The organism is Streptomyces corchorusii (assembly GCF_001514055.1).
In the GTDB taxonomy this organism is placed as follows: domain Bacteria; phylum Actinomycetota; class Actinomycetes; order Streptomycetales; family Streptomycetaceae; genus Streptomyces; species Streptomyces olivaceoviridis.
On record NZ_KQ948355.1, the window covers coordinates 37,964 to 58,646 of the forward strand.

The 20,683-nt window shown below is 70.0% G+C and carries 19 protein-coding genes and 6 pseudogenes; 8 read left to right on the forward strand and 17 right to left on the reverse strand.

Annotated elements, in window-relative coordinates:
• Positions 1 to 94: 94 nt before the first annotated feature.
• On the reverse strand, positions 95 to 373 hold the full coding sequence (locus tag AQJ11_RS49190; RefSeq protein ID WP_159061654.1) for a hypothetical protein: 279 nt from the start codon (positions 371 to 373) through the stop codon (positions 95 to 97).
• 46 nt (positions 374 to 419) lie between these two features.
• On the opposite strand from AQJ11_RS49190, the gene AQJ11_RS13150 reads away from it, so the two are divergent.
• On the forward strand, positions 420 to 905 hold the full coding sequence (locus AQJ11_RS13150; protein WP_208616495.1) for a hypothetical protein: 486 nt from the start codon (positions 420 to 422) through the stop codon (positions 903 to 905).
• Here the strand turns inward: AQJ11_RS13150 and AQJ11_RS13155 are convergent.
• A pseudogene (locus tag AQJ11_RS13155) lies at positions 898 to 2,096 on the reverse strand (IS110 family RNA-guided transposase). The gene AQJ11_RS13150 and the pseudogene AQJ11_RS13155 overlap by 8 nt on opposite strands.
• Positions 2,097 to 3,214: 1,118 nt before the next feature.
• On the reverse strand, positions 3,215 to 3,478 hold the full coding sequence (locus AQJ11_RS45750) for a hypothetical protein (RefSeq protein WP_107120820.1): 264 nt from the start codon (positions 3,476 to 3,478) through the stop codon (positions 3,215 to 3,217).
• A gap of 219 nt (positions 3,479 to 3,697) precedes the next feature.
• Between AQJ11_RS45750 and AQJ11_RS13165 the strand changes: the two genes are divergently transcribed.
• Positions 3,698 to 4,075: a phosphotransferase gene (locus AQJ11_RS13165; protein ID WP_079082295.1), complete on the forward strand. Its 378-nt coding sequence runs from the start codon at positions 3,698 to 3,700 to the stop codon at positions 4,073 to 4,075.
• Here AQJ11_RS13165 and msrA read toward each other — a convergent pair whose 3' ends face one another.
• Positions 4,076 to 4,591: a peptide-methionine (S)-S-oxide reductase MsrA gene (msrA, locus tag AQJ11_RS13170; protein ID WP_059263144.1), complete on the reverse strand. Its 516-nt coding sequence runs from the start codon at positions 4,589 to 4,591 to the stop codon at positions 4,076 to 4,078. It lies immediately after the preceding gene.
• A gap of 407 nt (positions 4,592 to 4,998) precedes the next feature.
• Between msrA and AQJ11_RS45755 the strand changes: the two are divergent.
• Positions 4,999 to 5,130: pseudogene (locus AQJ11_RS45755) on the forward strand (SDR family oxidoreductase); the annotation flags it as partial.
• Positions 5,131 to 5,567: 437 nt separating this feature from the next.
• On the opposite strand, the gene AQJ11_RS13180 reads toward AQJ11_RS45755, so the two are convergent.
• Positions 5,568 to 6,332, reverse strand: a complete 765-nt coding sequence (locus AQJ11_RS13180) for an SDR family NAD(P)-dependent oxidoreductase (RefSeq protein WP_059263145.1) — start codon at positions 6,330 to 6,332, stop codon at positions 5,568 to 5,570.
• A gap of 208 nt (positions 6,333 to 6,540) precedes the next feature.
• Between AQJ11_RS13180 and AQJ11_RS13185 the strand changes: the two genes are divergently transcribed.
• Complete coding sequence (locus AQJ11_RS13185) at positions 6,541 to 7,128, forward strand: TetR/AcrR family transcriptional regulator (protein WP_059263146.1); 588 nt, start codon at positions 6,541 to 6,543, stop codon at positions 7,126 to 7,128.
• A 193-nt stretch (positions 7,129 to 7,321) separates the two neighbouring features.
• Here the strand turns inward: AQJ11_RS13185 and AQJ11_RS13190 are convergent.
• Positions 7,322 to 8,045, reverse strand: a pseudogene (locus AQJ11_RS13190) (transposase); the annotation flags it as partial.
• Between the two features lie 193 nt (positions 8,046 to 8,238).
• The gene (locus AQJ11_RS49195; protein ID WP_059263147.1) at positions 8,239 to 9,180 is read right to left on the reverse strand and encodes a hypothetical protein; all 942 of its coding nucleotides are present in this window, start codon (positions 9,178 to 9,180) and stop codon (positions 8,239 to 8,241) included.
• Positions 9,181 to 9,620: 440 nt separating this feature from the next.
• Here AQJ11_RS49195 and AQJ11_RS13200 point away from each other — a divergent pair, with 440 nt between their 5' ends.
• Positions 9,621 to 9,806, forward strand: coding sequence for a hypothetical protein (locus AQJ11_RS13200; protein ID WP_059263148.1), 186 nt, complete (start codon positions 9,621 to 9,623; stop codon positions 9,804 to 9,806).
• A 106-nt stretch (positions 9,807 to 9,912) separates the two neighbouring features.
• Here AQJ11_RS13200 and AQJ11_RS13205 read toward each other — a convergent pair whose 3' ends face one another.
• Positions 9,913 to 10,581, reverse strand: a complete 669-nt coding sequence (locus AQJ11_RS13205; protein WP_059263149.1) for a hypothetical protein — start codon at positions 10,579 to 10,581, stop codon at positions 9,913 to 9,915.
• A gap of 197 nt (positions 10,582 to 10,778) precedes the next feature.
• Here AQJ11_RS13205 and AQJ11_RS50930 point away from each other — a divergent pair.
• The 3 genes and pseudogenes from AQJ11_RS50930 to AQJ11_RS50335 form a co-directional block, all read left to right on the forward strand.
• Positions 10,779 to 11,123, forward strand: a pseudogene (locus tag AQJ11_RS50930) (IS5 family transposase); the annotation flags it as partial.
• A gap of 623 nt (positions 11,124 to 11,746) precedes the next feature.
• Positions 11,747 to 13,057 carry an SUKH-4 family immunity protein gene (locus tag AQJ11_RS50935; protein WP_059263445.1) on the forward strand — a complete coding sequence of 437 codons (1,311 nt, stop codon included), beginning with the start codon at positions 11,747 to 11,749 and terminating at the stop codon, positions 13,055 to 13,057.
• Between the two features lie 95 nt (positions 13,058 to 13,152).
• A pseudogene (locus tag AQJ11_RS50335) lies at positions 13,153 to 13,309 on the forward strand (IS5/IS1182 family transposase); the annotation flags it as partial.
• 104 nt (positions 13,310 to 13,413) lie between these two features.
• Here the strand turns inward: AQJ11_RS50335 and AQJ11_RS13215 are convergent.
• The 9 genes and pseudogenes from AQJ11_RS13215 to AQJ11_RS13255 form a co-directional block, all read right to left on the reverse strand.
• Positions 13,414 to 13,911, reverse strand: a complete 498-nt coding sequence (locus AQJ11_RS13215) for a hypothetical protein (RefSeq protein WP_059263150.1) — start codon at positions 13,909 to 13,911, stop codon at positions 13,414 to 13,416.
• A 152-nt stretch (positions 13,912 to 14,063) separates the two neighbouring features.
• Positions 14,064 to 14,675: a hypothetical protein gene (locus tag AQJ11_RS13220; protein ID WP_148282071.1), complete on the reverse strand. Its 612-nt coding sequence runs from the start codon at positions 14,673 to 14,675 to the stop codon at positions 14,064 to 14,066.
• A gap of 324 nt (positions 14,676 to 14,999) precedes the next feature.
• Positions 15,000 to 15,083, reverse strand: a pseudogene (locus AQJ11_RS48165) (ATP-binding protein); the annotation flags it as partial.
• Between the two features lie 144 nt (positions 15,084 to 15,227).
• The gene (locus AQJ11_RS13230; protein WP_063807677.1) at positions 15,228 to 15,932 is read right to left on the reverse strand and encodes a restriction endonuclease; all 705 of its coding nucleotides are present in this window, start codon (positions 15,930 to 15,932) and stop codon (positions 15,228 to 15,230) included.
• Between the two features lie 76 nt (positions 15,933 to 16,008).
• A complete protein-coding gene (locus AQJ11_RS13235) occupies positions 16,009 to 16,218 on the reverse strand; it encodes a hypothetical protein (protein WP_059263153.1) in 210 nt (69 codons plus the stop codon).
• A 359-nt stretch (positions 16,219 to 16,577) separates the two neighbouring features.
• Entirely contained in the window at positions 16,578 to 17,477 is a 900-nt protein-coding gene (locus AQJ11_RS13240; protein ID WP_059263154.1) for an aminoglycoside phosphotransferase family protein, read from the reverse strand.
• Positions 17,478 to 17,956: 479 nt separating this feature from the next.
• Positions 17,957 to 18,397, reverse strand: a complete 441-nt coding sequence (locus AQJ11_RS13245) for a hypothetical protein (RefSeq protein ID WP_244218211.1) — start codon at positions 18,395 to 18,397, stop codon at positions 17,957 to 17,959.
• A 170-nt stretch (positions 18,398 to 18,567) separates the two neighbouring features.
• The gene (locus AQJ11_RS13250) at positions 18,568 to 19,212 is read right to left on the reverse strand and encodes an AAA family ATPase (RefSeq protein ID WP_079082322.1); all 645 of its coding nucleotides are present in this window, start codon (positions 19,210 to 19,212) and stop codon (positions 18,568 to 18,570) included.
• Positions 19,213 to 19,429: 217 nt separating this feature from the next.
• Positions 19,430 to 20,680, reverse strand: coding sequence for an alpha-L-fucosidase (locus tag AQJ11_RS13255; RefSeq protein WP_059263155.1), 1,251 nt, complete (start codon positions 20,678 to 20,680; stop codon positions 19,430 to 19,432).
• Between the last annotated feature and the right edge of the window lie 3 nt (positions 20,681 to 20,683).

A 20,683-nucleotide genomic window follows, 5' to 3' on the forward strand; every position in this document is an offset into this window, starting at 1 on the left:
CCGGGGCTTCCTGAAGAAGGTCGGGTGGGTCGTGACGTCAGGGCTGGGGGCCGCAGGGGACTCTAGCGAGCCGGGGTGTCTTCCGGGGTCCGGGTCAGGATCTCCATCCGGGTATGGCGGTGTGTACTCCGGCGGCGGGGTTGCCGAGCCGGCCGGCCAGTTCGAATCCGCGGTTGCCATAGGCGGTGTACTCGACCAGGTCGCGCTGGTACGGCGAGTTGGTGGGATTGTTGGTCAGCGCCACCAGGTTGTGCCGGGTGTTGTGGCGGGTGCCCGCGCCGCCGAGGCGGTTGGCGAGGGGGTGGCCGCGGGCCTCGTTGAACGCGTTGCCGTTGCCGCACCAGCCGGGGGGTGCCCCTATGTCTTTGGTCAAGGGAAACGGGGGTGCGTCGGGTCGGTGGGCCGGGCAGCATGTCGGGGTGGCTGATCTGCTGTGGGATGACGTGAAGTGTTTCTTCGACCCGGACTTGATGGGGTCGCTGCCGGACGTGCGTGTCCCGGATGCCTCGGTGGAGGACTGGCAGGCGGTCCTCGATCTTGTCGCGGAGAAGGACTGGAAGTGCCAGTACTACGAGGGAGAGACGGTGCTTCCGGTGCCCCGGGCGGAGGCCGTGCTGTCCCGGCCGGCGGATGCCGAGTGCCCGGACCTGCGGGTCTGGCCGACGCCTGATGTGTTGGCGATCTTCCGTTTACATGCCGACGATGAAGTCGACTTCGACGTCGACCTGCGCGAGTTGCAGGGCCAGGAGCGACTTGATGTGTTCTGCGGTTTCCTTCGGGAGATCGGGCGGCGGCTGGGCAAGTCGGTGCTGATGGACCCGGAAGGCGACTATGGCCATCCGGTCCTCGGCTTCGATGTCGAGGCAGATCGAGTCGTTCTCCTCGCAGACCCGCAGGTCAGGTGACCGCGGCCGACGGCTGCGGTTCGTAGAAGGCCCCGTCCCGGAGCATCGCGAACAGGACGTCGGCCCGGCGCCTGGCGAGGCAGAGCAGGGCTTGGGTGTGGTGCTTGCCCTGGGCGATTTTCTTGTCGTAGTAGGCCCGGGATGCCGGGTCGCCCAGGGCGGCGAACGCGGAGAGGAAGAAAGCCCGTTTGAGTTGCTTGTTGCCTCTTCTGGAGGGCTGTTCACCGCGGATCGAGGAACCTGAGCTCCGGGTCGCCGGGGCGAGTCCGGCGTAGGCGGCGAGGTGGCCTGCGGTCGGGAAGGTGCTGCCGTCGCCGACCTCGATCAGGATGCGGGCTCCCGTCCTGACGCCGACTCCCGGCATCGACGTCAGGACCTTCGAAAGAGGGTGGGCCTCCAGCAGTTCCTCGATCCGTCCGGCCAAGAGTTTCCGCTGGTCAAGCACGGCCGTCAGCGAGCCGGCCAGGCTTGGGACGATCAACGCGGCCGCCTCGGTGCCGGGAACGGTGACGGTCTGCTCGTCCAGGGCGGTGAAGATGTCCTCGACCAGCCGCTCAGCCATCCTGGGAGCCTTCGGCCGCAGAAGGGTGACCAGCCGCCGGCGTCCGGCCTTGCGGATCTGGGCCGGTGACCCGAACCGTTCCAGCAGGGTGAGGACGGCTGGGTGCTGCAACCGCGGTCCCAGCACCCTTTCCAGCGACGGATGGACCTGGGTCAGCAGGCCGTGCAGCCGGTTCGCAACCCGGGTGGCCTCGCCGGCCAGGTCGTCGTCGAAGCCCACGATCATCTCCAGCTCGGCGATCGTCTCGTCCTCGCCGTCGATCGCCCGCAGAGTGTGGGGCATCGCGCGGGCGGCGTCGGCGATGATGAACGCGTCCTTCGCGTCCGTCTTCGCCTCGCCGGGGTAGAGGTCGGCGATCCGCCGCATCGTCAGGCCGGGCAGGTAGGCGACGGGACAGCCCATGTCGCGGGCGACCACCAGTGGGCGCCGATCGAGGCCGGCTGGTCGACCACGACGAGCACTGTTCCGTGCTTGGCCTGGAGTTTCGCGAACAGCTCGCGGAGCTTGGGTTCGGTGTTGGGCAGGCGCTTGTCGAACGCCTTCTTCCCGGTCGGTGTGACGGCGGTGGCGTGGTGTTCGCCCTTGCCGACGTCCAGGCCGAGGAAGACGTCGATGTCGCCGGTATCGATCACGTGCAGGCCCCTCCATCACGCTTTCGTCCGGCCTTGCCAGGGCACCGAGCTGCCACATCCACGTCACGGAGAGCTCTTCCAGCCTGGGTGCAGCCGGTGCTCAAGCCCCTCATCAGCGGTCCGTCGATGCCTCCGGGCCCGGTGACACCACCCCCCGAATCATCAACAACAAGGGGGGGAAGTCATGCCGGACCCGAAGGCCGGAGGCCCCATTGCGGAGCCACGAAGAAGGTAACGGGGGGGCCGGGTGCCGCCCGCCTCGGTGCCTGTGTCCGGTATCTCGGGGGCGGATGCAGGCGGAGACGCCGGTCGGGCGGCCGAGGGGTCGTGCGGCTTGTAACGGATGCTGCCGCCGCGTCCGCCAGCGCCGTCGCTCCAGGTGTAGTGCTCCTTGCGGCACGGGGCCGGGCCGATCGGGTCGTACAGGTCCAGCGGGTTGTCGACGTAGGCGACCGGGGTCGGCGCGGGCAGAGGCCCAGTGGATAGGGGCTGACGTACCGGGCGCAATCCGGGTCGTGATGGCGGAAGAGGTTGTAGAAGAGGCCGGTCTCGTGATCGGAGTACTGGGCGGGGTGGCGCAGCGGGGTGTAGGCGGTGGCGTCTGGGATGACGCGTGAGGTGAGGCGATCCTCGGCGTCCCAGGTGAAACGCCATGCATCGGGCTTGCGGGACAGCCGCATTTTGACGCGTTCGACGAGGCGTCCGGCGGCGTCGTCGCGGTAGTGGGTGTGTCCGGCTCGCAGCACGCGGGTGCCGGTGTAGTCCCGTTCGCCGCGTGCGACTGGGTCCGCGGCACGCTGCGGCCATTGGGCGGTGCGCACGTTGCCCGGCGCGTCGTAGGTGTACGTCTCCGCGCCGGCGGGCCCTTCGGCGCGCAGTGGCCGACCGGCCGGGCCGAGGGCGTACGCGGTGCCCTTCCCCGGTGACCTCGTCGTGTACGGCGCTCAGGTGGCTGTCCGCGCGGTAGGTGTGGGTGCGGACTCGGACGCGGCGGGCCGGCCGAGCGGTGAGGCGCTGGTGGGTGAGCCGGCCCACCGCGTCCCAGCCGGAGACGACGTGCAGGCCCGTGCCGAGAGTGCGCTCGGTCTCGCGGCCGAGGAGGTTGTGGCCGAAGGTCAGGATGTGCCGGCCGTCGACGGTGAGGGATATTCGGTTGCCGACCTCGTCCAGCCCGATTCGGTGCGCGCCCCGGTGGGTGTGGTGCGCGAGACTCGCCGACCGGCCGCTTCATAGCCGAGGCGCAGGGTGGCGCCGTCCACGGTCTGGGTCGGCAGCCGTCCCGCCACGTCGTAGGAGAACTCCAGCGTGCAGTGCGGGCTTGTGGCCGCTGTCAGCCGGGACGCGGTGTCGTAGGAGAACGTGGAGCGGGTGCCGCCCATGGTCTTCGTGGTGAGACGGTCGTTTGCGTCGAACTCGTACCCGACCTCCTGGCCGGCCGCGTTGGTACGGCGGACCAGCTGCTCGGCGGGGTCGTAGAAGCAGCGGCGGATCCTCGACGGTCAGGACGTAGCCGCTGCCGCGTGTGACGTACGTCAGCGGCAGCCGTACGCCCTCAGCCGTGGCGACGCGGTCGCCGGGCAGGTCGGGCCAGCGCGGGTATGCCGGGGGCCGACCCGGATCGCTGGCCGGAGCTCGCCGACGCGGACCGCGTGTACCTCAGCGGCAGGCTCGCAAGCCCGCGACGAGCGATCGACGACCGCGGCGCCGTGGATCAGATGCTCCACGGCGAGCCGCATCCAGGCAACGCGCTCAGCATGAAGAACGGCCCGCTGTTCATCGACCTTGAGACGTACTGCCGCGGACCCGTCGAGTTCGATCTCGCCCATGCTGCCGAGGCGGTCCGCGCGCACTACCCAGGTATCGGCCAACGGCTGCTGGACGGGTGCCCGCAGCTCGTCATCGCGATGGTCGCCGCGTGGCGCTGGGAGCTCGGCGACCAGTACCGCGGGGAGGGCGGCTTCACCGCCCTGTGGTGATCAGGCTTCCGCGCGCTTCGGCAGCCGCCAGTTCGGGCGCGGGAAGTGACAGGTGTAGCCATCCGGGTAGCGCTGGAGGTAGTCCTGGTGCTCTGGCTCGGCCTCCCAGAACGGACCGGCCGGTACGACGTCTGTCACCACCGGCCCGGGCCACAGCCCCGACGCCTCGACGTCGGCGATGGTGTCGAGCGCGACGCGCCGTTGTTCCTCGTCGAGGTAGAAGATGGCGGAACGGTAACTGGCCCCGATGTCGTTGCCCTGCCGGTTCTTCGTGGTCGGGTCGTGGATCTGGAAGAAGTACTCCAGGATCGTGCGGTAGTCGGTGGCAGCCGGGTCGAAGGTGATCTCGATCGACTCGGCGTGGTTCCCGTGGTTGCGATAGGTGGGGCGGGCCAGGTCGTTGTCGCCGCTGTAACCGACCCGGGTTCGGGTCACACCGGGGAGTTTGCGGATCAGTTCCTGCATGCCCCAGAAGCAGCCGCCGGCCAGCAGCGCCCTTTCCTCGACGTCGGTCATCAGTTCTCACCCTTCCCCTCCTCCGGCAACCGGAGGAGCAACACCAGTGTTATGCCATACATTTCGTCACCTGTCAAGACGGTGACGCATGGCGGGGTCACCTGACGCAGCCCTCGGGGCACAGGTGCGGCGTGGTGGCCGGCTTGAGGGTGATGCACGGGTCCGAGACTGTCCCCACCCTCGCTCCCCGGCGGTCGCCTCGCGGCGGGATTTCCCGGCCCAGGGGACCGCCAGCGAGACGGCGTACCAGCCCCACTCCAGGCCTAAGGCCTTGTTGAAGGTGCGCCTGCTGATCATGTAACTGTAAACCGGAACCCGCCCGGAGCGGACAACATTCCGACGATACCGGTGGCGGCCACCTGCGAGGCGGCGGAGAGCGATCGCGACGCGGGAGGGGGCGCGTGTTCGCCGCCCTGCACCCGGTCGGGCGGATGGGCGAGATCGGCGACATCGTCGACGCGGTCCTCTACCTGGAGGACGCGCCGTTCGTTACAGGCGAGGTCCTGCACGTCGACGGAGGCCAGAGCGCCGGTCACTGACGCCGGTCCGGCGGTCACCCACCGCCGCTCGCCCCCCTCAGGCACATCGGCAGGCCGCTGATCAGAGCGTGATCAGTGGCCTGTTCCGCTGGCGGGGTCACCCGGCCGAGCCACGGCAGGTCGTCGACGATGACCATCAGCAGTGTCGGCGTGACCCAGCCCCGGCAGCGGGGCCCTGCGGTGGACGCCGGCAGGCGGTCGGGAGCAGGTTCACTGCCCGCTCCCGACGACGCCGGGGAAGCGTCTCGGTGCGCCGGGCCCGGCCGACCCGAGCCCCAGCCGGACAGCGTCAGCCGCCACCGAAGGACTCCCGGAGCGAGTATGTGACTGACATCGAGACCGCATGCCCGCCAAAATGCGTGAGCTGGCGCACGGGCCCGTCGGACGGGGGGCGCCAGCCCAGGTGAGCGGCGCGCGGCGCGCCCGCGGGCTGTCTGCTACCAGGTCTGTTCGCCGGCGCGGACGAGGATCTCGTTGACGGCGACCCGGCGGTCCCTGGTGACGATGTAGGACACGGCGTCGGCGATGTCCTCGGGCCGGAGCGGCTCCATGCCCGCGATCTGGCGCTCGACGGCCTGTCGTACGCCGTCGCGCAGGTGCGTGCTCAGTTCGGTCTCCACGGTGCCGGGCTCGACCACGCTCACCCGCACGCGCTTCTGGCTGAGCTCCTGCCGCAGCGCCTCGGTGAAGCCGTTGACCCCGAACTTGGTCAGGTTGTAGACGGCCGTTCCGGGGCGGGCGACACGCCCCGCGGTGGAGCTGATGTTGACCAGGTCCGCCACGCCCCGCGGCGAGTCCTCCGCCGCGCGCAGGAGATGCGGCAGCGCGGCATGGGTGACGTACAGCAGACCCTGCACATTCACCTCCAGCATGTGCTCCCACTCCTCCAGCGGAGAGTCCACGGCCTGCCCGACGCCCATGAAGCCGGCGTTGTTGACGACCGTGTCCAGGCGGCCGAGCTCTGCCACCACGCTCTCCAGCGCGCTCGCGGCCTGCTGCTTGTCGGTGATGTCGGCCTCGACCACCAAGGCCGTGCCCCCGTCGGCCCGCAGTGTGTCCGCCAGCGCCTCAAGCCGTGCCCGCCGTCGTCCCAGCACGGCGACGGTCGCGCCTTCCGCGGCGAGCCCGCGCGCGGTCGCCTCGCCGATGCCGCTGCTCGCACCGGTCACCAGAGCCACCGTGTTCTGCAGTCGCGCGGTCATGTGTCTTCCTCTCGTGGGGGTGGTCGGGCGGGTTGCCCTCGGATGCCAGCAACGCGGGTAACGGGCAGCGAGCCGGGAGTCCGCCGTAGGCCGGCGTCGCCCCTCGCCCCTCAGGAGGAGCCACGGTAACCTCGTAACCGGAACCAGTTCCGCTTGCACGCTAACCGGAACCGGTTCCGCTTGCAAGGGGCGAGGGGAAGGAAACAGGTTGACCGGCAAGAGCACAGACGGCACCGGACGGCAGGACAGGCCGCTGCGCGCCGATGCGCAACGGAACGAGGACCGGCTGCTCAGCGCCGCGGCAGAGGCGTTCGCCAGAGAAGGCACGGGCGCCTCGGTCAAGGACATCGCCCGCGCGGCCGGGGTCGGTGTCGGCACGCTCTATCGCCGATTCCCGTCCAAGGAACTGCTGATCGAAGCGACGTACCGGCACGAAGTGCAGGTGCTGTGCGAAGCGGCACCTGAGCTCACCGCTTCACTGCCCCCGGCGGAAGCGCTCCGGGCCTGGATGGAACGCTTCATCGACTTCATGGCGGCCAAGCACGGCATGGCCGACGTACTCCGAGTGGTGCTGACGGACGAGGGTGAGCGGCTGACCACCCGCGCCCACCTCACCGAGGCGGTCCGTCATCTTCTCGCCGCCGGTGCGAGTCAGAACGTCACCCGGTCACAGGTCGAAGCGCAGGACGTCCTCATGGCTCTCGGCGGCATCAGCGTCATGGCCGACACCGAGCAACAGCCCGGCCTGGCCCCGGCCCTGATCGATCTCCTCCTGCACGGCATCCTGACGCACTGAAGGGCGGTCGCCCGTGGTGCGCACCACGGGCGACCGCCCCGTCCCGCCACAGGGGGGTGGGGTGGCGGGAGTCTGTCAACAGATACACGTAGCCGCCGAAGGATTGGTTCATGATCTACCTGGACTCCGCGCGTACTGCCGGAGACGCGGACCGGATCCCGGATTGACGGCGCGACCGTGGCGGGGCCCGTGCGGGCGGAACGGGTAGTCAGACGGGGATGGATACGGTCCCAGGCCATCGTGCGAATGGTGCTGTAGCGGTCGGTGACCTGGACCGTCGCGGCGTCGGGCTCGCCGCAGGTGTCGGGCTTGGCGAAGCGGAACTCCTTAGCGTGCTTGGGCGGGCGTCCCCCTGTGGCGGTGAGACCCACGGCAACGGGAACCCGGCTTGCGCGCCACGCGGCCCGTGCGCATCCGCCCGAGGATCTCCACCGGCAGTCCTTCCAGCAGGTAGGCCAGGCGCGGAGCGTCGTAGCCGGCGTCGAGGACGATCAGAACCTCACGGTCGCCCGCCTGACAACGGCCCATGTCGATGACGTCCTCGGCCACGCGGCGGACCTGGGCCGCGGTGACCTCGGCGACGTCGTCGGCCGACCCGAGGCACAGCGCGGCGAGGATCTGGGGCCACGAGGTCCGGCCCGACTCCAGCGCGGCGACGAACGAGTAGGGCCAGCCGGGCACGAACTGGTCCGACGAGCGTCCGCCGCGGCCGTAACCGTGGCAGAACAAGCGGTCCGCACTGGTCGGTGCGTCCGGCCGGAGCCAGTGGGTGACGTCCATCGTCAGGATCAGACGCCTGCCGGCGGTTGCGGGCTGTGGCAGCACCGCCAGGATCTGCCGCAACCGCGGCACGTCCACGTGCCCGCGTTTTAGCGCGTCGTACATCGCGCCTGTCCGCGCCGGTGCTCGACCGCCAGAGCGCCCGCGGACCCCGACCTCGTCGACGGGATCCTCAAGGAGCTCCGAATCGACCCCACTCCCCCGGCCGAGTAGTCCGCGACGCCGCCCGGCCGACGCGGGAGCCTGGGGGTGTCGTCGGCCAGGCCGGTGCCGGCGCGGGGGTGCCGGCCGGTCGTGGGCCGGGGCTTTTGCAGGCGGGCGGCGCGTGGGCTACGTCTCGTCGACGTGGTGCAGGACGACGGTGAGGCGTACGTCGGCCTCCAGCATGGCCTGCGCTCGGTGCTGGCCGTTGATGTAGCCGGTGCCGCGGGAGGGCTGGATCGCGTTCGCGACGTTGAACAGGGTGGCCAGGGCCTGGGTCTCCCAACCGGTGGCGCCGGCCGTAGTCGCGTAGGCGGTGGCGAACTCCTCCATGCCGTCAGGGTCTACGCCTTGCGCGCGGGCTCGCCCGAGGACCTCGATGGCCATCGCGTTGACCCGGTGCCAGTCGCCGCCGTGATACCAGCAACACGACCGGGCGCCGCGGCGCGGCAGTACCTGACGCAACAGGCGGCGCCACCAGGGCACCCCGGCCGGCATGCACGCCGGCTCACGGAACGGGCGGGGCCGAGCGAGGCGGGCCACCGCGAACTCGGCGAACACCAACCGCGGTTTCGGCGGCTCGGCGGCGCGCGGCACGTAGCCGGCGTCGCGCTCCTCGGCGACTTGCGCGCCGACCAGGTCCTGCAACTGCTCGTGGGTGATCACCGACCACTTCGGGCCCCGTGGCCGGTAGCGGTCTCCGCCGTCGAACACCACACGCCGGAAGCAGGTCTCCTCAAGGGGCCCCTGCGGCCAGAGCTGCCGCTCCACCCATACCGGCGGCTGGTCCTGCTCTGGGCAGTGCCGCTCCCACACCGCGCCCGCGAACGTCTCCGCCCCGTTCATCAGGCTCGTACCCTCCGCGCCGGCGACCTGGGTCGCCACCGCGACCGGGCGCGTCCCGTCCGCGGTGAACAACTGCAGCCGGAAGGTTCCCGGCAACCCCGGGACGGTGAACATGTGGTCGTCCACGCTGAGCCGGCGCGGCGCAGCCAGCGCACTCAACTCGTCCGGGCCGTGCGGACGCGGCGCCGGTTCGGGAGCCGGGCCGGCGTGCAGGTCGTCGGTCATACCCCGATCACCCCCGACCCCGGCCCGGTGGCGCACCGGGCCCGGCCGGTCGGCAGGCCGCCGCCGTCTGGGCGAGGTCCACCTCGCCGGCTTCGATCAACGCCCGGCGCAACTACTCCGCCTCGGCGGGACGCTCGGCATCGGGCAACGGGCAACGGGCAACGCTGAAGAGCGGGGGCACGACGGGCATTGGCACAGGGTAGGAGCCGCACGGCCTGTAGTCCCCGGCCCGCCTGACGTCCTGGGGTGAACGGAGAAACGCGAGCCGCGCACCGCGCTCCCCTACGGGTGCTCGGCCGGGCTGTTCATCCTGAAAAGAGCACCGCTGACCATCCGTTGGAGGATCGACCGAGGCTCAAGATCGGCTCAACTCGCTGGAATCCGTCGCGGCCACCGGTGCATCCTCCTCGACAAGGCACGCACACCAGGGGGGAAGACCGATGGAGACCTTGTTCGGCCGTATCGTGATGCACGTTCGGGACGTCATATCCGGGCGCCGGGATGCCAAGGAGTACGGCGACCCGGAGGCCCATCGGCGCGGGCTCCACAACCGCGATGCCGAGCTCGCTCGCCACTACGTCCCGACGCCGCCGCCGGTCCCCGTGAACTTCACCACCGGCATGTAGTGCGGCGCGCGCACGAACGCCGCTGTGTCGTTCAACCGGCGCTCGGCGCACGGTCCAGTTGGGCAGTGTCCTGGCGATCAATAACGGAACCTCTTGTGCCGAGCGATCACGCAGCCGTCGCCGCGCCAAGGTAAGGGGCGAAATGCTCGGCGACCTCTGCGGCCACAGCCACCGCGTCGAGCGTCCCGTCCACTTCGATGACGCGGATGCCGAGGCGGCGGGCGTTCTGTGCTGCGTCCTCGGCGACCAGCCGATCACGGGCGAGACGGTTGGCCTGGGAGCGGGCCGGATCAGTGACAGGGACGTTGAGAGTTCCCGCGCGCGGGAGAGTCCGGAGTTGGTACTGACGGAAATCCTCGGTAGGGACGAGGACGACCATTCGCCGGAGTGAGTCGAGCAGCGGCGCGACCAGCTCCGGTCGCAGCCCCCATCCCTCAGCGATCGCCGGCCGGCCGGTGAACAGTGCGCGCAGGTCGTCCAACGCCCACTCGAAGCGGACCGGGAAGCCGGCTAGCGTCTCGGCAGCCATCTCCTCCGGGTCCTGGTCCACCCAGACATGGTCGGGGGTGGGATCTTCCACGGGCTCACCCAGGGCGACACGACGCGCGATCCGGCGATCCTGGTGGCCGCGGGCATCGTGGTAGTCGTAGTGGTACACCGTCAATCCGTACTTTCTCGCAATGTGTTCGGCAACGGTGGTCTTGCCGGACCACTGTGCACCGCCGATCCACAGCGCGCGCTGCAGGCTGCCATGTGGATCCCAGACGTCTGACATGAGTGTCCTCCCGTTGGAGAGCGGTGCAGACCTCCGCTCGGGAACGAGTTTCCTGGTTTGACAGCAAAAATTGCAGTCTTGCCTTCACTGGGCGGTTCGCAGAGAGTTGAAAGGAAGGGGCGGATCGTTCCCCTCGCGGATCGTTCCCCTCGCACTCCTGGCCGTGGCTGCTGCCCAGTTGAGTCGTTGATACGACTATGGGAAGCGGGAGTGACCTGACGAATGCCCAGTGGGAGCGCCTGGCGCCACTTCTGCCGGTGAGCATCGGACGTTGTGGCAGGTGGCGGGACCATCGTCAGGTCGTGAACGCGTTGCTGTTCCGATGCGCACGGGCGTGCAGTGGCGCGATCTGCCGGGGCGGTACGGGCCGTGGAAGACGGTGCACGAGCGGCATCGCCGCTGGTCGGCGGACGGAACGTGGGAGATGCTGCTCCGGCGGGTCCAGGCCGAGGCGGACGCGGCCGGCGAGATCGACTGGGACATCTCGGTCGGCTCGACGTCCGTGCGCGCGCACCACCACACGGCCGGCGCCCGACACGCTCCGCCGCCCGCTCTCAAAGGGGGCTCCGCCCGGACGGTCAAAACCGCTCGGGTCCGGGCGGGACTGATCGAGCGGCTGGCGGAGGTAGTTCGGGAGGTGAGGCGCTCGGCTGCTCGTGCGGCGGGTTTACTACCAAGATCCACCGTTCCGGGGCGCAGCCGGCGCGCAGGGATCGGCCGGGGGTGGGTGGGCGGCGGGCGGGGAGGTCGGACAGGGCCCGCCGGGCGGTGTAGAGGCCGTAGCCGGGCTCCAGACCGCGTGAGGTCTTCGGTTCGCCGATGTCCAGGCAGTGCGTGGCGATGGCGGTGGCCACGATCCGGTCGTGCAGGCAGGGGTCGCGGCGGCCCGGCCACGCAGGACCAAGGCGAGGTGGCGGGGGGCTCGGGCTTCGGCGAGCACGTGTCTGCGGAGGAAGCGGTCGCCCTCGTTCATCACGAAGATCGTCGCGGCGACGTCGACGGCCGCCAGGACGACGTCGATCACGGCGGCGACCTGGGCCCGATCCTCCGCACCCGCCGCCTGGCCCGCTGCCGCGCCATCGTGGAACCTCGCCGGAAGCGCGCGGGGGCGGGTTCGAGGACGGGGGCGCGCCCGGCTGTCAGCGCCGGCTGGCAGCATGGCCTCATGACTGACGATCTTGACGGCGTACTGGCAGATCCCGCCCGGCTGCTGACCGCCGACCGTGCGGCGCTGCGCGACCACCTCTCCGACGACGACCGGGCCCGTGGCGTCGGGGGTGAGGTCTTCCTACAGGCCGAGGCGATCTTCGGGGGCGCGGAGGTGACGCCCGCGGAGTTCGCGTCCTGGCTGCACTTCGCGGCGAAGGCCACCGGTCATGACGCGTACGCCGACCGGATCGCGGCGGCCGGTCCCGGCATGCCGTGGCGGACGGTGTGGGCGTGGTGGCGGCCGGCTCACTGGTTCCCGGTCCACCCGAGCCTGAACGGCGACTACTTCCGGGTGCGCCGGTGCGTGGACGGGGACCGGGAACTCGTCGAGGTGACCGACCAGCGCGGCGCCCTCTGGCTCGACGCTGCGACCGGCCACCGGGTGACGGGCGTGGACGAGGCGGCGCTGACCGACGCGCCGAGCGCGACCGGGGCCGCCGAGGCACCCGCGCTGTACGACCTGGACCTGTTCCTCCCGGAGGAGTGGGTGGGCGCCGTGGCCTTCGCGACGGACGGCGGCCGGACCCGGCATCTCGTCGAGAGCGTGCACGGCATAGCGGTCGTGGAAACGGACCCCGACGCGCTGCGGGACTGGCCGCGCGGCGTGGGCCTCGACCCCACGTCGGCGGAGGAACCACCGCCGGGACCGGCGCCCGCCGTGCGGCGGTCGACGGGTCCGCTCACCGCGGCCCGGGTCGACGACGCCTTCGGCGGCGCGCGGCACGTGGTGCGCATCGCCGAGAGCGACCTGCCCGAGGGGCTCGTCCACGCGGGCAGCAGGCGGTACCTGCGGGACGTCGGTCTGCCCGCCTGGTGGGTGTGCCACAGCGCCCAGTACGAAACCCACCCGCTTGACGCCATGCGCCCACCGGCGGAGGGTGCCCTGCCGGACGGGAGCCTGCCCGACGGGGTGGCCGCCGCCGACCTGATCGCCTTCGGCACCACCGAGTACGGCGAGCTGTACCTCCACCGTCACGACGGCACGGTACACATCCGAAGCCGCCTGACCCGCCGTACCGACGAGGTGCTGGTGCCGCTCGCCCCGGACCTCGACGTCTTCACCCGCGCCCTGGAGGCCGTCGACCGCTACCGCAACGCCTGCTGGCACCCGTACCCGGTGGAGGGCGGCCAGGAAGACGTGACGGAGCTGTTCCTGACGGAGCTGGCGGAACTGGCCCCGGACCTGTCCGACCAGGACACTACGACGGGCAGGGTGTGGAGCTGGCTCTACGCCGGCATCACGGAGCTGGGGGTGGACGGCTACTGAGCCGGTGCCGCCGGGTGACCGGGTTACGCCGCCTGCCATCCTCTGCTCGTGATCACCGCGGAAACGGCCGAGAGCCCGCACGAGGGCTCGTCCGGATCGGTTCCACCGTCGTGCGAGCTCATCAGCTCGCCGCGGCCACCGGCCCAAAGGGGGACGTGCCGGCCGGACGAACCGGACGATCACGCCCTCGGTCGTGCACGCGGAGGTCTGACCACCAAGATCCACCTCACCTGCGACGGCCGAGGCAGGCCGCAGACGAGGTGACGGCGGAGCGGTATGGCAGCGGGGCGAGGTCAAGAGCGTCCGCTGCTGAGCTGAAGGTGCCGCCGCAAGACCGTCCTGGGTCCTGCGGCGGTTCAGCGCTCGATGCCCAGGCCGTCCAGGAACTCCTGGAACAGATCCTCCACGAACGGGTCGGACCGCTTCGACAGGACATCGGCGATCGTCTTGGGCAGGGGGGTCAGGCCAGCCGCCCGTGCCCAGGCCACAGCGCGCTCCGCAGCTTCCTTTGGCCCCAGGAACCAATCGTCGACGGATTGGCCGTCCTCCGCCATGTAGGCGGACATGGCTGCCCGGTCGAGACATGCTCGCCAGGTTGCCTGGTCCCTGGTTCGGCCTTCCAGCACAAGGCAGTCACTGTCCATTACGAACCCGGCGAGGACCGGGCGGCCAGTGACTTCCACAAGCTCGATGAGAGCCTCCTCGTCGAGTGAGGTCTGTCCTTCCAACGACCAGAGCCGCCAGTCATCGGCGCGCTCCTGAAGCAGCTCCATGTGCGCCCCGTCGGTGAAGGCTGCCGCCCCGTTCAGCGGGTGCGGATGGCGGGCGACGATGAGAGAACCCCAGTACCCCATGTGATTGCTCCATGTCCGAGAGCCGCCGCCTGGCGGCGCTCGCCGCCGCCACCCAGAGCCGCGTTTGCGCTCGGAGTGCGATTCTCGCAGAAATCGCATCCTCGTCCGCCCGGACTCGGTCGTCCGTCAGATCCCCACGCCTCAGAACGTTGTTAGGACTCCGGGGCCGTGTAGTCGAGGTCGAACCACTCTGTCGCCGTCCATGTGGTCTCGCTGGTGGAGCGGTTCACCGACTGGAGGCGGAAGAGATGGACGTCGGAGGACATCTCGTTGAACTCGCAGAACTGATCGCCTGGCCGGAGGCTGGAGAGCGGCATCTCGTTGACGACGCCGGCGACACCGTCGACGCCTGGGCCGTTGCCGTTCTCTCCTGTCACCGCTCGTTCACAGGCCCGCATGCCCATCTTGCCCGTGACCTTCCTCCCGCCCCAGGCGATGGTCAGGGTCACACCGTCCGGGCAGGAGTGGATGTCGAGGTCGTGGTGGCTCATCGGGCTCCAGTTGTCGTCATGGTTGCGGACGACAGGGCCCTTGTCGTCGAAGCCGACCACGGAGTGATAGCAGTCTCTTTCCGGTGCCCCTTCCACGGTGAACTTGGCGTCCTTGAACCTGGGTTCGGGGCCGCTGCTCTTGGTCTCTTGCGGGGAGGTGTGTCGGCCGGGCGACCGGTCGTCGTCGCCGTCACCGGAGGAACAAGCCGTTACCAGCAGGGCGAGGCCGAGGACGCCCCCGGCTAATAGGCGCTGACGCAAGCTAGGAAACATGCGTGCACGATGCCATCGGTACCGGACATGTTCAACGTCCGGGAGGGCTGCGCGGACGGTTTCAGCCTGGGTGTTGTGGCCGAGGGCGCGGCGGGGGGTCGGTTCGGCGACAGGGCGTTCGATGTCGCATGTTCTGACGGTCGTTGAGGAATGTCCCAGGAAGTCGCCGAGGAGGCCCGCGCCCTACTCAAGGCGAAGGTCAAGGAGATGGAGAAGGCCGGGGAGCAGCGCGGCTGGGGGCCCGGCGCCGGCCCTGTTGGTGGGGCACATGGAGCAGATCGCCGCCGCCCTGTCACGCAACGGGACATCCCCGGCCGCGGTGGTGAAGTAGACCCGGCGGCCGGCGTCGACCGCGGCTCGGCCGAGCGCGACGGACAGCATGGTCTTGCCCACCCCGGGCGGCCCGACTGGGCCGCGCCACCATTCCTGATCGCGGTGTTCACCATCTCCCTGATCGCGGTCGGTGCCGGACCAGGCCGCACCCGACGGCCGGCACTGACCGCGCTCATCCTCGTGAGCGGCCTCAGCCGGTCTCTCGCCAGGTGGTCATGGTCACCGGGGTGGCATTCGGGCAGAGGGGCGCCCTCTGGTGCCGTCGCCGCTTCCGTTCAACGGGAGCAGGGTCTCCAGATGAGCGCCCCGGACCCAGGAGCCCAGCAGGTCACGGTGCAGGGCCACGATGTCCTGGCGCAGCGCCAGGCCCAGCGCGGCCTTCGTGAACGTGCGGCAGGTGGTGACGAACAGGGCGACGTCGGCGCCGTGTTCGGGGCGGGCTGTGCCGACGAATTTCTGCATGTCCTGCGAGGACACACTGCGGTGCGGCGCGTACTTCTTGCACTGGACGACCAGCTTGCGGCCGTCGGCCAGGTAGCCGACGACATCCGCGCCCAGATCGCCGCTCTTGCCGCTGACGACGACTCGCGTGCAGCCGTCGCGCCGGCACAGATCGGCTACGTACGCCTCGAACTCCTGCCACGACAACGCGTCGACCTCGGCCATCGACAGCTCCCGCGCCTTGGCCTCCTCCTGTGCCCGCCACGCGCGGTCCTGACCGACCGCGCGGCGGTGCGCCCGCAACAGCGCCCATCCGGCCCCGCCCACCACGGCCGCGGCAAGCAGGGCCACCAGGACTGGCCACACCACCGACCAGTGCCCGGCCACCCACACCGCAACGACCACCGCCCCCACCGCACCCCAGCCCTGCAACTGCCTGCGCGTCCGCTTCTTCAAGCGCCGGCGCCGTCGACGTGCTGCCATCACTCCCCCTCTCCCCGGACCCGTGGCCCGCAGGGGGTGCCGCCGGGCGCCGCTCGTCGTTGGCATGTGCGGGGGCTCATCGGCCGGCCTGGGTGACGCCGCTCGCGAGCTGCCCCAGAAGGTTCACGATTCCCTGACCCGCCGGCGTGGGTGCGATCAGCACGCCCAGCGCCAGGACGATGACGACGGTCAGCTTCTCGTCGTTCCGGCTGCGGGAATGCGTACGCCGCCGCAGCCGGAAGAACACGATGACTGCGAGCAGCACCGCCACGTTGATGGTCAGCAACCGTCCAGACCTCCCCCACCGACTGTCCACCACTGCACCGGGACGGCAGAACGCCACCCCAGCCTTCTTGTGTAGCCGGGTGTCGGTGATGTTGGAGGCGGGTCGCTCGTGAATGGCACAAAGGCATCGGACCTGGCCGAATACCGCGCGATCTGCTACCGGTCGAAGATGCGCACGGTCATGTACAGGTCTCCGGGGGCACCGCCGTATTTCCCCGGTGCGCCGAGTTCCCTGATCCGGATCTTCCCGCGCCGCACCGTCCCGTTCCGTCCCGAGGCCCGCTGACTCACAACCTCACGCAGCCGCCACGGCCCCACCAGTGGCCGGGGGCATCCTGCGTCGGTGGATCGTTGCCGACGTCAAAGGTCCGTCAGGACGCGCTCAAGCGCCGAGCGGCCTGCGGGCCCCCAGTTCGGCTTGCCGCCCGGCAGGCCGTGGTCGCCGTTCTGGCCCATCAGCATCAGGAACAGGCTCTTCATCGCGGCCAGCCCACGCGCCCGTCGGACCGCCGCCTCGTCCGCCTGTGCGTAGCTGTCGAAGAACCGCGAGGCGCCGCCCTCGGGGAGCAGCACCCAGGCGGCGGCAAGGTCCCAGGCCGGGTCGCCGGCGAAGACGTCGCCGAAGTCGACTACGCCTGCCAATGTCCCCTCCGCGACGACGACGTTCGCGGGATGCAGGTCGCCGTGAACCCACACGCGCGGGCCCTCCCATCCGGGAGCCGCGGCAGCGTCGTCCCACACGGCCCGGATGTCGTCCTCGGCGAAGTGGCCGAGGTCCACGGCCCGCAGGAAGCGCTCGAAGCCCTCCGTGCACTCCTTGGGGTGGCCGCCGCGGTCCGAGGCGTCCGGTGCTTCGGCGGGCGCCTCCACATGCAGTGCCTTGAGGAAGGCCGCCAGGCTGTCGGCCGCATGGTCGCTGCGGGTGATCGAGCCGTGGTCCAGCGGCGTGCCCTCGACCCATGTCATGACGGTCCAGATCTTGGGGAAGCGCTCGGACGGCGCACCGTCCCGTACGGGGACCGGGATCGGCAGCGGCAGGCACGAGGCCAGGGTCGGCAGCCACCGGCGCTCCTTGAGCTGGAGATCCGGGTTGGTGTCCATCCGCTGCATCCGGACCACCAGCTCGTCCCCGAGGCGCCACATCTGGTTGCCCCAGCCGCCCGCCACCTCGCGGATGGGCAGCGCGGCCAAGTCCGGATGCTGGTCCCGCAGCAGGTCGCGGACCAGGTCCTCGCTGATCTCGATCTCAGATTCGATCATGCGGAGTCACAGTACTCGGCGCACGCGGAGGCGACCATGTTCTGACACGAACCTGGTCGCCGGGACCGCTGTGGCCAAGGGCCGGTGGCGCGCATGCAAGCGGTGCTGCGGCTACCGGGACACTTCATGCGCGAGGCAGACCGGTGGACCGTGAGCGAGGTCAGCAACCAGTCCACCGGGTACTGCCCGGACGTCACCTCTTGGGCGGAGGTCGCCCGTCCCATGAGCCGTGATCATTCACGGCCCAAGATCCACCTTCGATACACGGCCTGGGCGGCCCGCGGCCGTCAGTCGAGGCAGGTCACAGACGTCGTCCCAGGCAGCGGCGTCTCCCGGAGCAGCCCTCCCAGGACTGCGTGACGACGCCGACGCGCAACCGCGGACAAGCACGGACGCTCGCGGACCGTCGCCGCAGGTCAGGGCAGAGCAGGTTCAGGTTGAGCGCCAGACCGACTCGCCTTCCGCGTACCGGGGCCGCTTCAACCGATAAATGACTCACTGTCGGTCCGCTGCATGCTGTCGGCCCCGAAGCCTTCCCAGTCCACCGTCATGGTGGATGTCCCCGACCTGTAGATCTTGCCCAGGGTCCGGTCGGTGTTCCCGTCATCGCACTTCAGTCTGATCACGTGTCCCCCGTCCTCCTTGCTCAGAGTTCCTCGGCAGTGGCTTTCGCCCAGCAGTTCCACCCGGGAGCCTTCGATGCGCAGGACGACCGGGGGGCCGGCCGAGAAGGACGCCCAGGAGCCGGTGAGGGTGGTATCGACCCTGTCGTCGGCGTCCTGAGTCGAGGGCGTGCCGTTCACAGCGCCGCCGGTCGGCGTGGACACCGGTGCTGCGGACGGCTTCGCCTTCCCCGATTCCGCGCCGCTGCATCCGCTCAGGGCGAGGACTGCCGCCACGGCCACCGCGGCCTGGTGCATTTGTTTGATCACGTCAACCCTTCGAGGGAGCGGCGGAACCGGCGACCGACGTTCACGTCGGCCGGCGCGCGCCGAGATTGTCAACGCCATTCTCCGCTCCGGCCGGCTGCGGGAGGCGCACAGCCGGCCTTTTTCGAATCGAAGCTCGCAGGGGGTTGGGCCAGCCGACATCAGAGTCCGAACGCGGTGGTCACCTGCTCGGTGAGATCGTCTTCCGTCATCGTCGTGTCGACGTGGATGGTGTGCAGTTGGAGGCTCTCGGTTTCCTCCGCGAGGCGTGTTGTGAACATGTGGTCGCGTTCCGCGATGTTGCGGCCGGCCTTTGCGGGGTCGCTGGTCTTCCATACGAATTCCTGCCCTGACACGGACCGAGTCCGGATAGCGGCCTGGCGGAAATCGGGTGTGGGAAGAAGCCAGACTGCGTGCTCGGGAACAGCGAGCAGAGGTTTCACGAGGTGAGGCAGCAGCCGGAATCCCTCGACGATGACGCATGGCTCCTGCGGCAGGCGAAGGAGATCTTCAATGATCAGGTCGAAGCCCTCGCCTTGAAACCAGTGGAAGGTCTCAAGCATGACCTGCGGAGTCCGGCTCACCCATCGCTCGTCCATGTCCATGGCGATGAACTCGTGCAGGCGGGGGGCCTCTTCGGGGGTGGTCCGCCTGGCGTGATCGTGCATCACGTCGTCGGTTGCGTAGAGACGCCACCCGTAGCGATCGGCGAGTCGGCGGGCGATGGTCGACTTGCCCGCACCACTGCCGCCACCGATCCAGAAGACGTGCCGCAGCCGTGCCGGAAGTTCTGCGGCGTCGGTCATCTCTCCGTACTGTCCGGGTCGCATCTCTCTCCCATCCGGTGGGACGACCAGGGCGAGCCTCACTGCGGTCGTCGTGGTTGGCGGTTTCCTCTCACCCGATCACGAGGTATACCCCGGCGGGCCGCAAGAGGGGCTGTTCGCCGGGCCGCTACGCGGGCAGCCGCCGGAGCTGCGAGGGTCCCTTATGTCGTCGTCCGGGAAGCAGGCATCGCCGGGGTCAGAACCGGCCGGCCCCCCGGTACAGCTTCAGTTCGCCGTCCAGCTCGACGGCGAGGACGGTGGCGTGCGGGTCGAGGTCGGACTCGGCCGGCGGGTCGATCCACAGCACCCCGACCGCCTCGTGGAGTCCGCCGATCACCCGGTGGCGGAGTTCGGTGCCGGTGCCGAGGACGGTGACCCTGTTGACCTTGGTGGCCAGGCCCCGGACGCCGATCTCGGCGCGCGGGGCGTCGAACACGGTGAGGTAGAGGGTGCGCCGGTCGGGAGAGAGGGTGCTGGGACCGTAGTGGTGCCCGGCCGGAAGGCCGCGCACGGTGCCGTACACCGCCTCCGCGTGTGTGCGGATCCACTCCCCCAGCCCTTCCAGGCGCTCGACCTGCGGCTGCGGGATGGTGCCGTCCTCCATGGGCCCGACGTCGAGCAGCAGGTTGCCGCCGCCGCCGATGGTCTCGGTGAAGTAGCGGATCAGCTGGGCGAGGGACTTGTGGTGGTGGTCGTGGTGCTGGTAGCCCCACGAGTCGTTGATCGTCAGGCACAGTTCCCAGGGGCCGTCCGGGGGCACGACGGGGACGCCCTGTTCGGGGGTGGCGTAGTCGCCCTCGCTGAGCATGCGCGCGTTGAAGACGACGTGCGGGACGTACGAGCGGATGAGCGCGGCCAGTTCGGGGATGCGCCACTGCTCCTCGCTGCGGTCCCACTCCCCGTCGAACCACATCAGGTCCGGCCGGTAGCGGGAGGCCAGCTCTCGTATCTGGCCGTCCCGGTAGGCGAGGTAACGCTCCCAGGCGTCCAGGTCCTCGTCCTCGGCGGCCACTTCCGAGTAGCGGTTGTCCTCCAGCTCCGGCGGACGGCCCGGCTTGCGGGTGCTCGCGTAGTCGGGGTGGTTCCAGTCGGAGTGCGAGTAGTACAGGCCGACCTGCAGGCCCCTGTCGCGCAGGGCGTCGGCGTAGGGGCCGAGGTAGTCCCTGCCGAGGTCGAGGTCGCCGTACGCCGTGTCCCACAGGGCGACGCCGTCGTGGTGGCGGCTGGTCAGGACGGCGTACCTGGCACCGGCGCGGGCGAACAGGTCCGCCCACGCCCGGGGGTCGTAGCGGGCGCCGGTGAAGCGCTCCAGCTGGGACATGTACTGGTCGTGCGGCACGATGTCGTCGTAGAAGGACCAGGACTCCTGGACCCCGTCGACGGCGTAGATGCCCCAGTGCACGAAGATCCCCAACTTGGCGTCGGTGAACCAGGGTTGTATCGCCATCCG

What these genes read in the sequence shown, in the direction of transcription:
- AQJ11_RS13230 (WP_063807677.1), bottom strand. Translation starts at nt 15,932, where the DNA reads ATGGCAGCACGTCGACGGCGCCGGCGCTTGAAGAAGCGGACGCGCAGG.
- AQJ11_RS13240 (WP_059263154.1), bottom strand. Translation starts at nt 17,477, where the DNA reads ATGATCGAATCTGAGATCGAGATCAGCGAGGACCTGGTCCGCGACCTG.
- AQJ11_RS13245 (WP_244218211.1), bottom strand. Translation starts at nt 18,397, where the DNA reads ATGCACCAGGCCGCGGTGGCCGTGGCGGCAGTCCTCGCCCTGAGCGGA.
- AQJ11_RS45750 (WP_107120820.1), bottom strand. Translation starts at nt 3,478, where the DNA reads ATGGGCGGCACCCGCTCCACGTTCTCCTACGACACCGCGTCCCGGCTG.
- AQJ11_RS50935 (WP_059263445.1), top strand. Translation starts at nt 11,747, where the DNA reads ATGACTGACGATCTTGACGGCGTACTGGCAGATCCCGCCCGGCTGCTG.
- msrA (WP_059263144.1), bottom strand. Translation starts at nt 4,591, where the DNA reads ATGACCGACGTCGAGGAAAGGGCGCTGCTGGCCGGCGGCTGCTTCTGG.
- AQJ11_RS13165 (WP_079082295.1), top strand. Translation starts at nt 3,698, where the DNA reads ATGCCGGGGGCCGACCCGGATCGCTGGCCGGAGCTCGCCGACGCGGAC.
- AQJ11_RS49195 (WP_059263147.1), bottom strand. Translation starts at nt 9,180, where the DNA reads ATGACCGACGACCTGCACGCCGGCCCGGCTCCCGAACCGGCGCCGCGT.
- AQJ11_RS13215 (WP_059263150.1), bottom strand. Translation starts at nt 13,911, where the DNA reads ATGGGGTACTGGGGTTCTCTCATCGTCGCCCGCCATCCGCACCCGCTG.
- AQJ11_RS13180 (WP_059263145.1), bottom strand. Translation starts at nt 6,332, where the DNA reads ATGACCGCGCGACTGCAGAACACGGTGGCTCTGGTGACCGGTGCGAGC.
- AQJ11_RS13220 (WP_148282071.1), bottom strand. Translation starts at nt 14,675, where the DNA reads ATGTTTCCTAGCTTGCGTCAGCGCCTATTAGCCGGGGGCGTCCTCGGC.
- AQJ11_RS13200 (WP_059263148.1), top strand. Translation starts at nt 9,621, where the DNA reads ATGGAGACCTTGTTCGGCCGTATCGTGATGCACGTTCGGGACGTCATA.
- AQJ11_RS13255 (WP_059263155.1), bottom strand. Translation starts at nt 20,680, where the DNA reads ATGGCGATACAACCCTGGTTCACCGACGCCAAGTTGGGGATCTTCGTG.
- AQJ11_RS13205 (WP_059263149.1), bottom strand. Translation starts at nt 10,581, where the DNA reads ATGTCAGACGTCTGGGATCCACATGGCAGCCTGCAGCGCGCGCTGTGG.
- AQJ11_RS13250 (WP_079082322.1), bottom strand. Translation starts at nt 19,212, where the DNA reads ATGACCGACGCCGCAGAACTTCCGGCACGGCTGCGGCACGTCTTCTGG.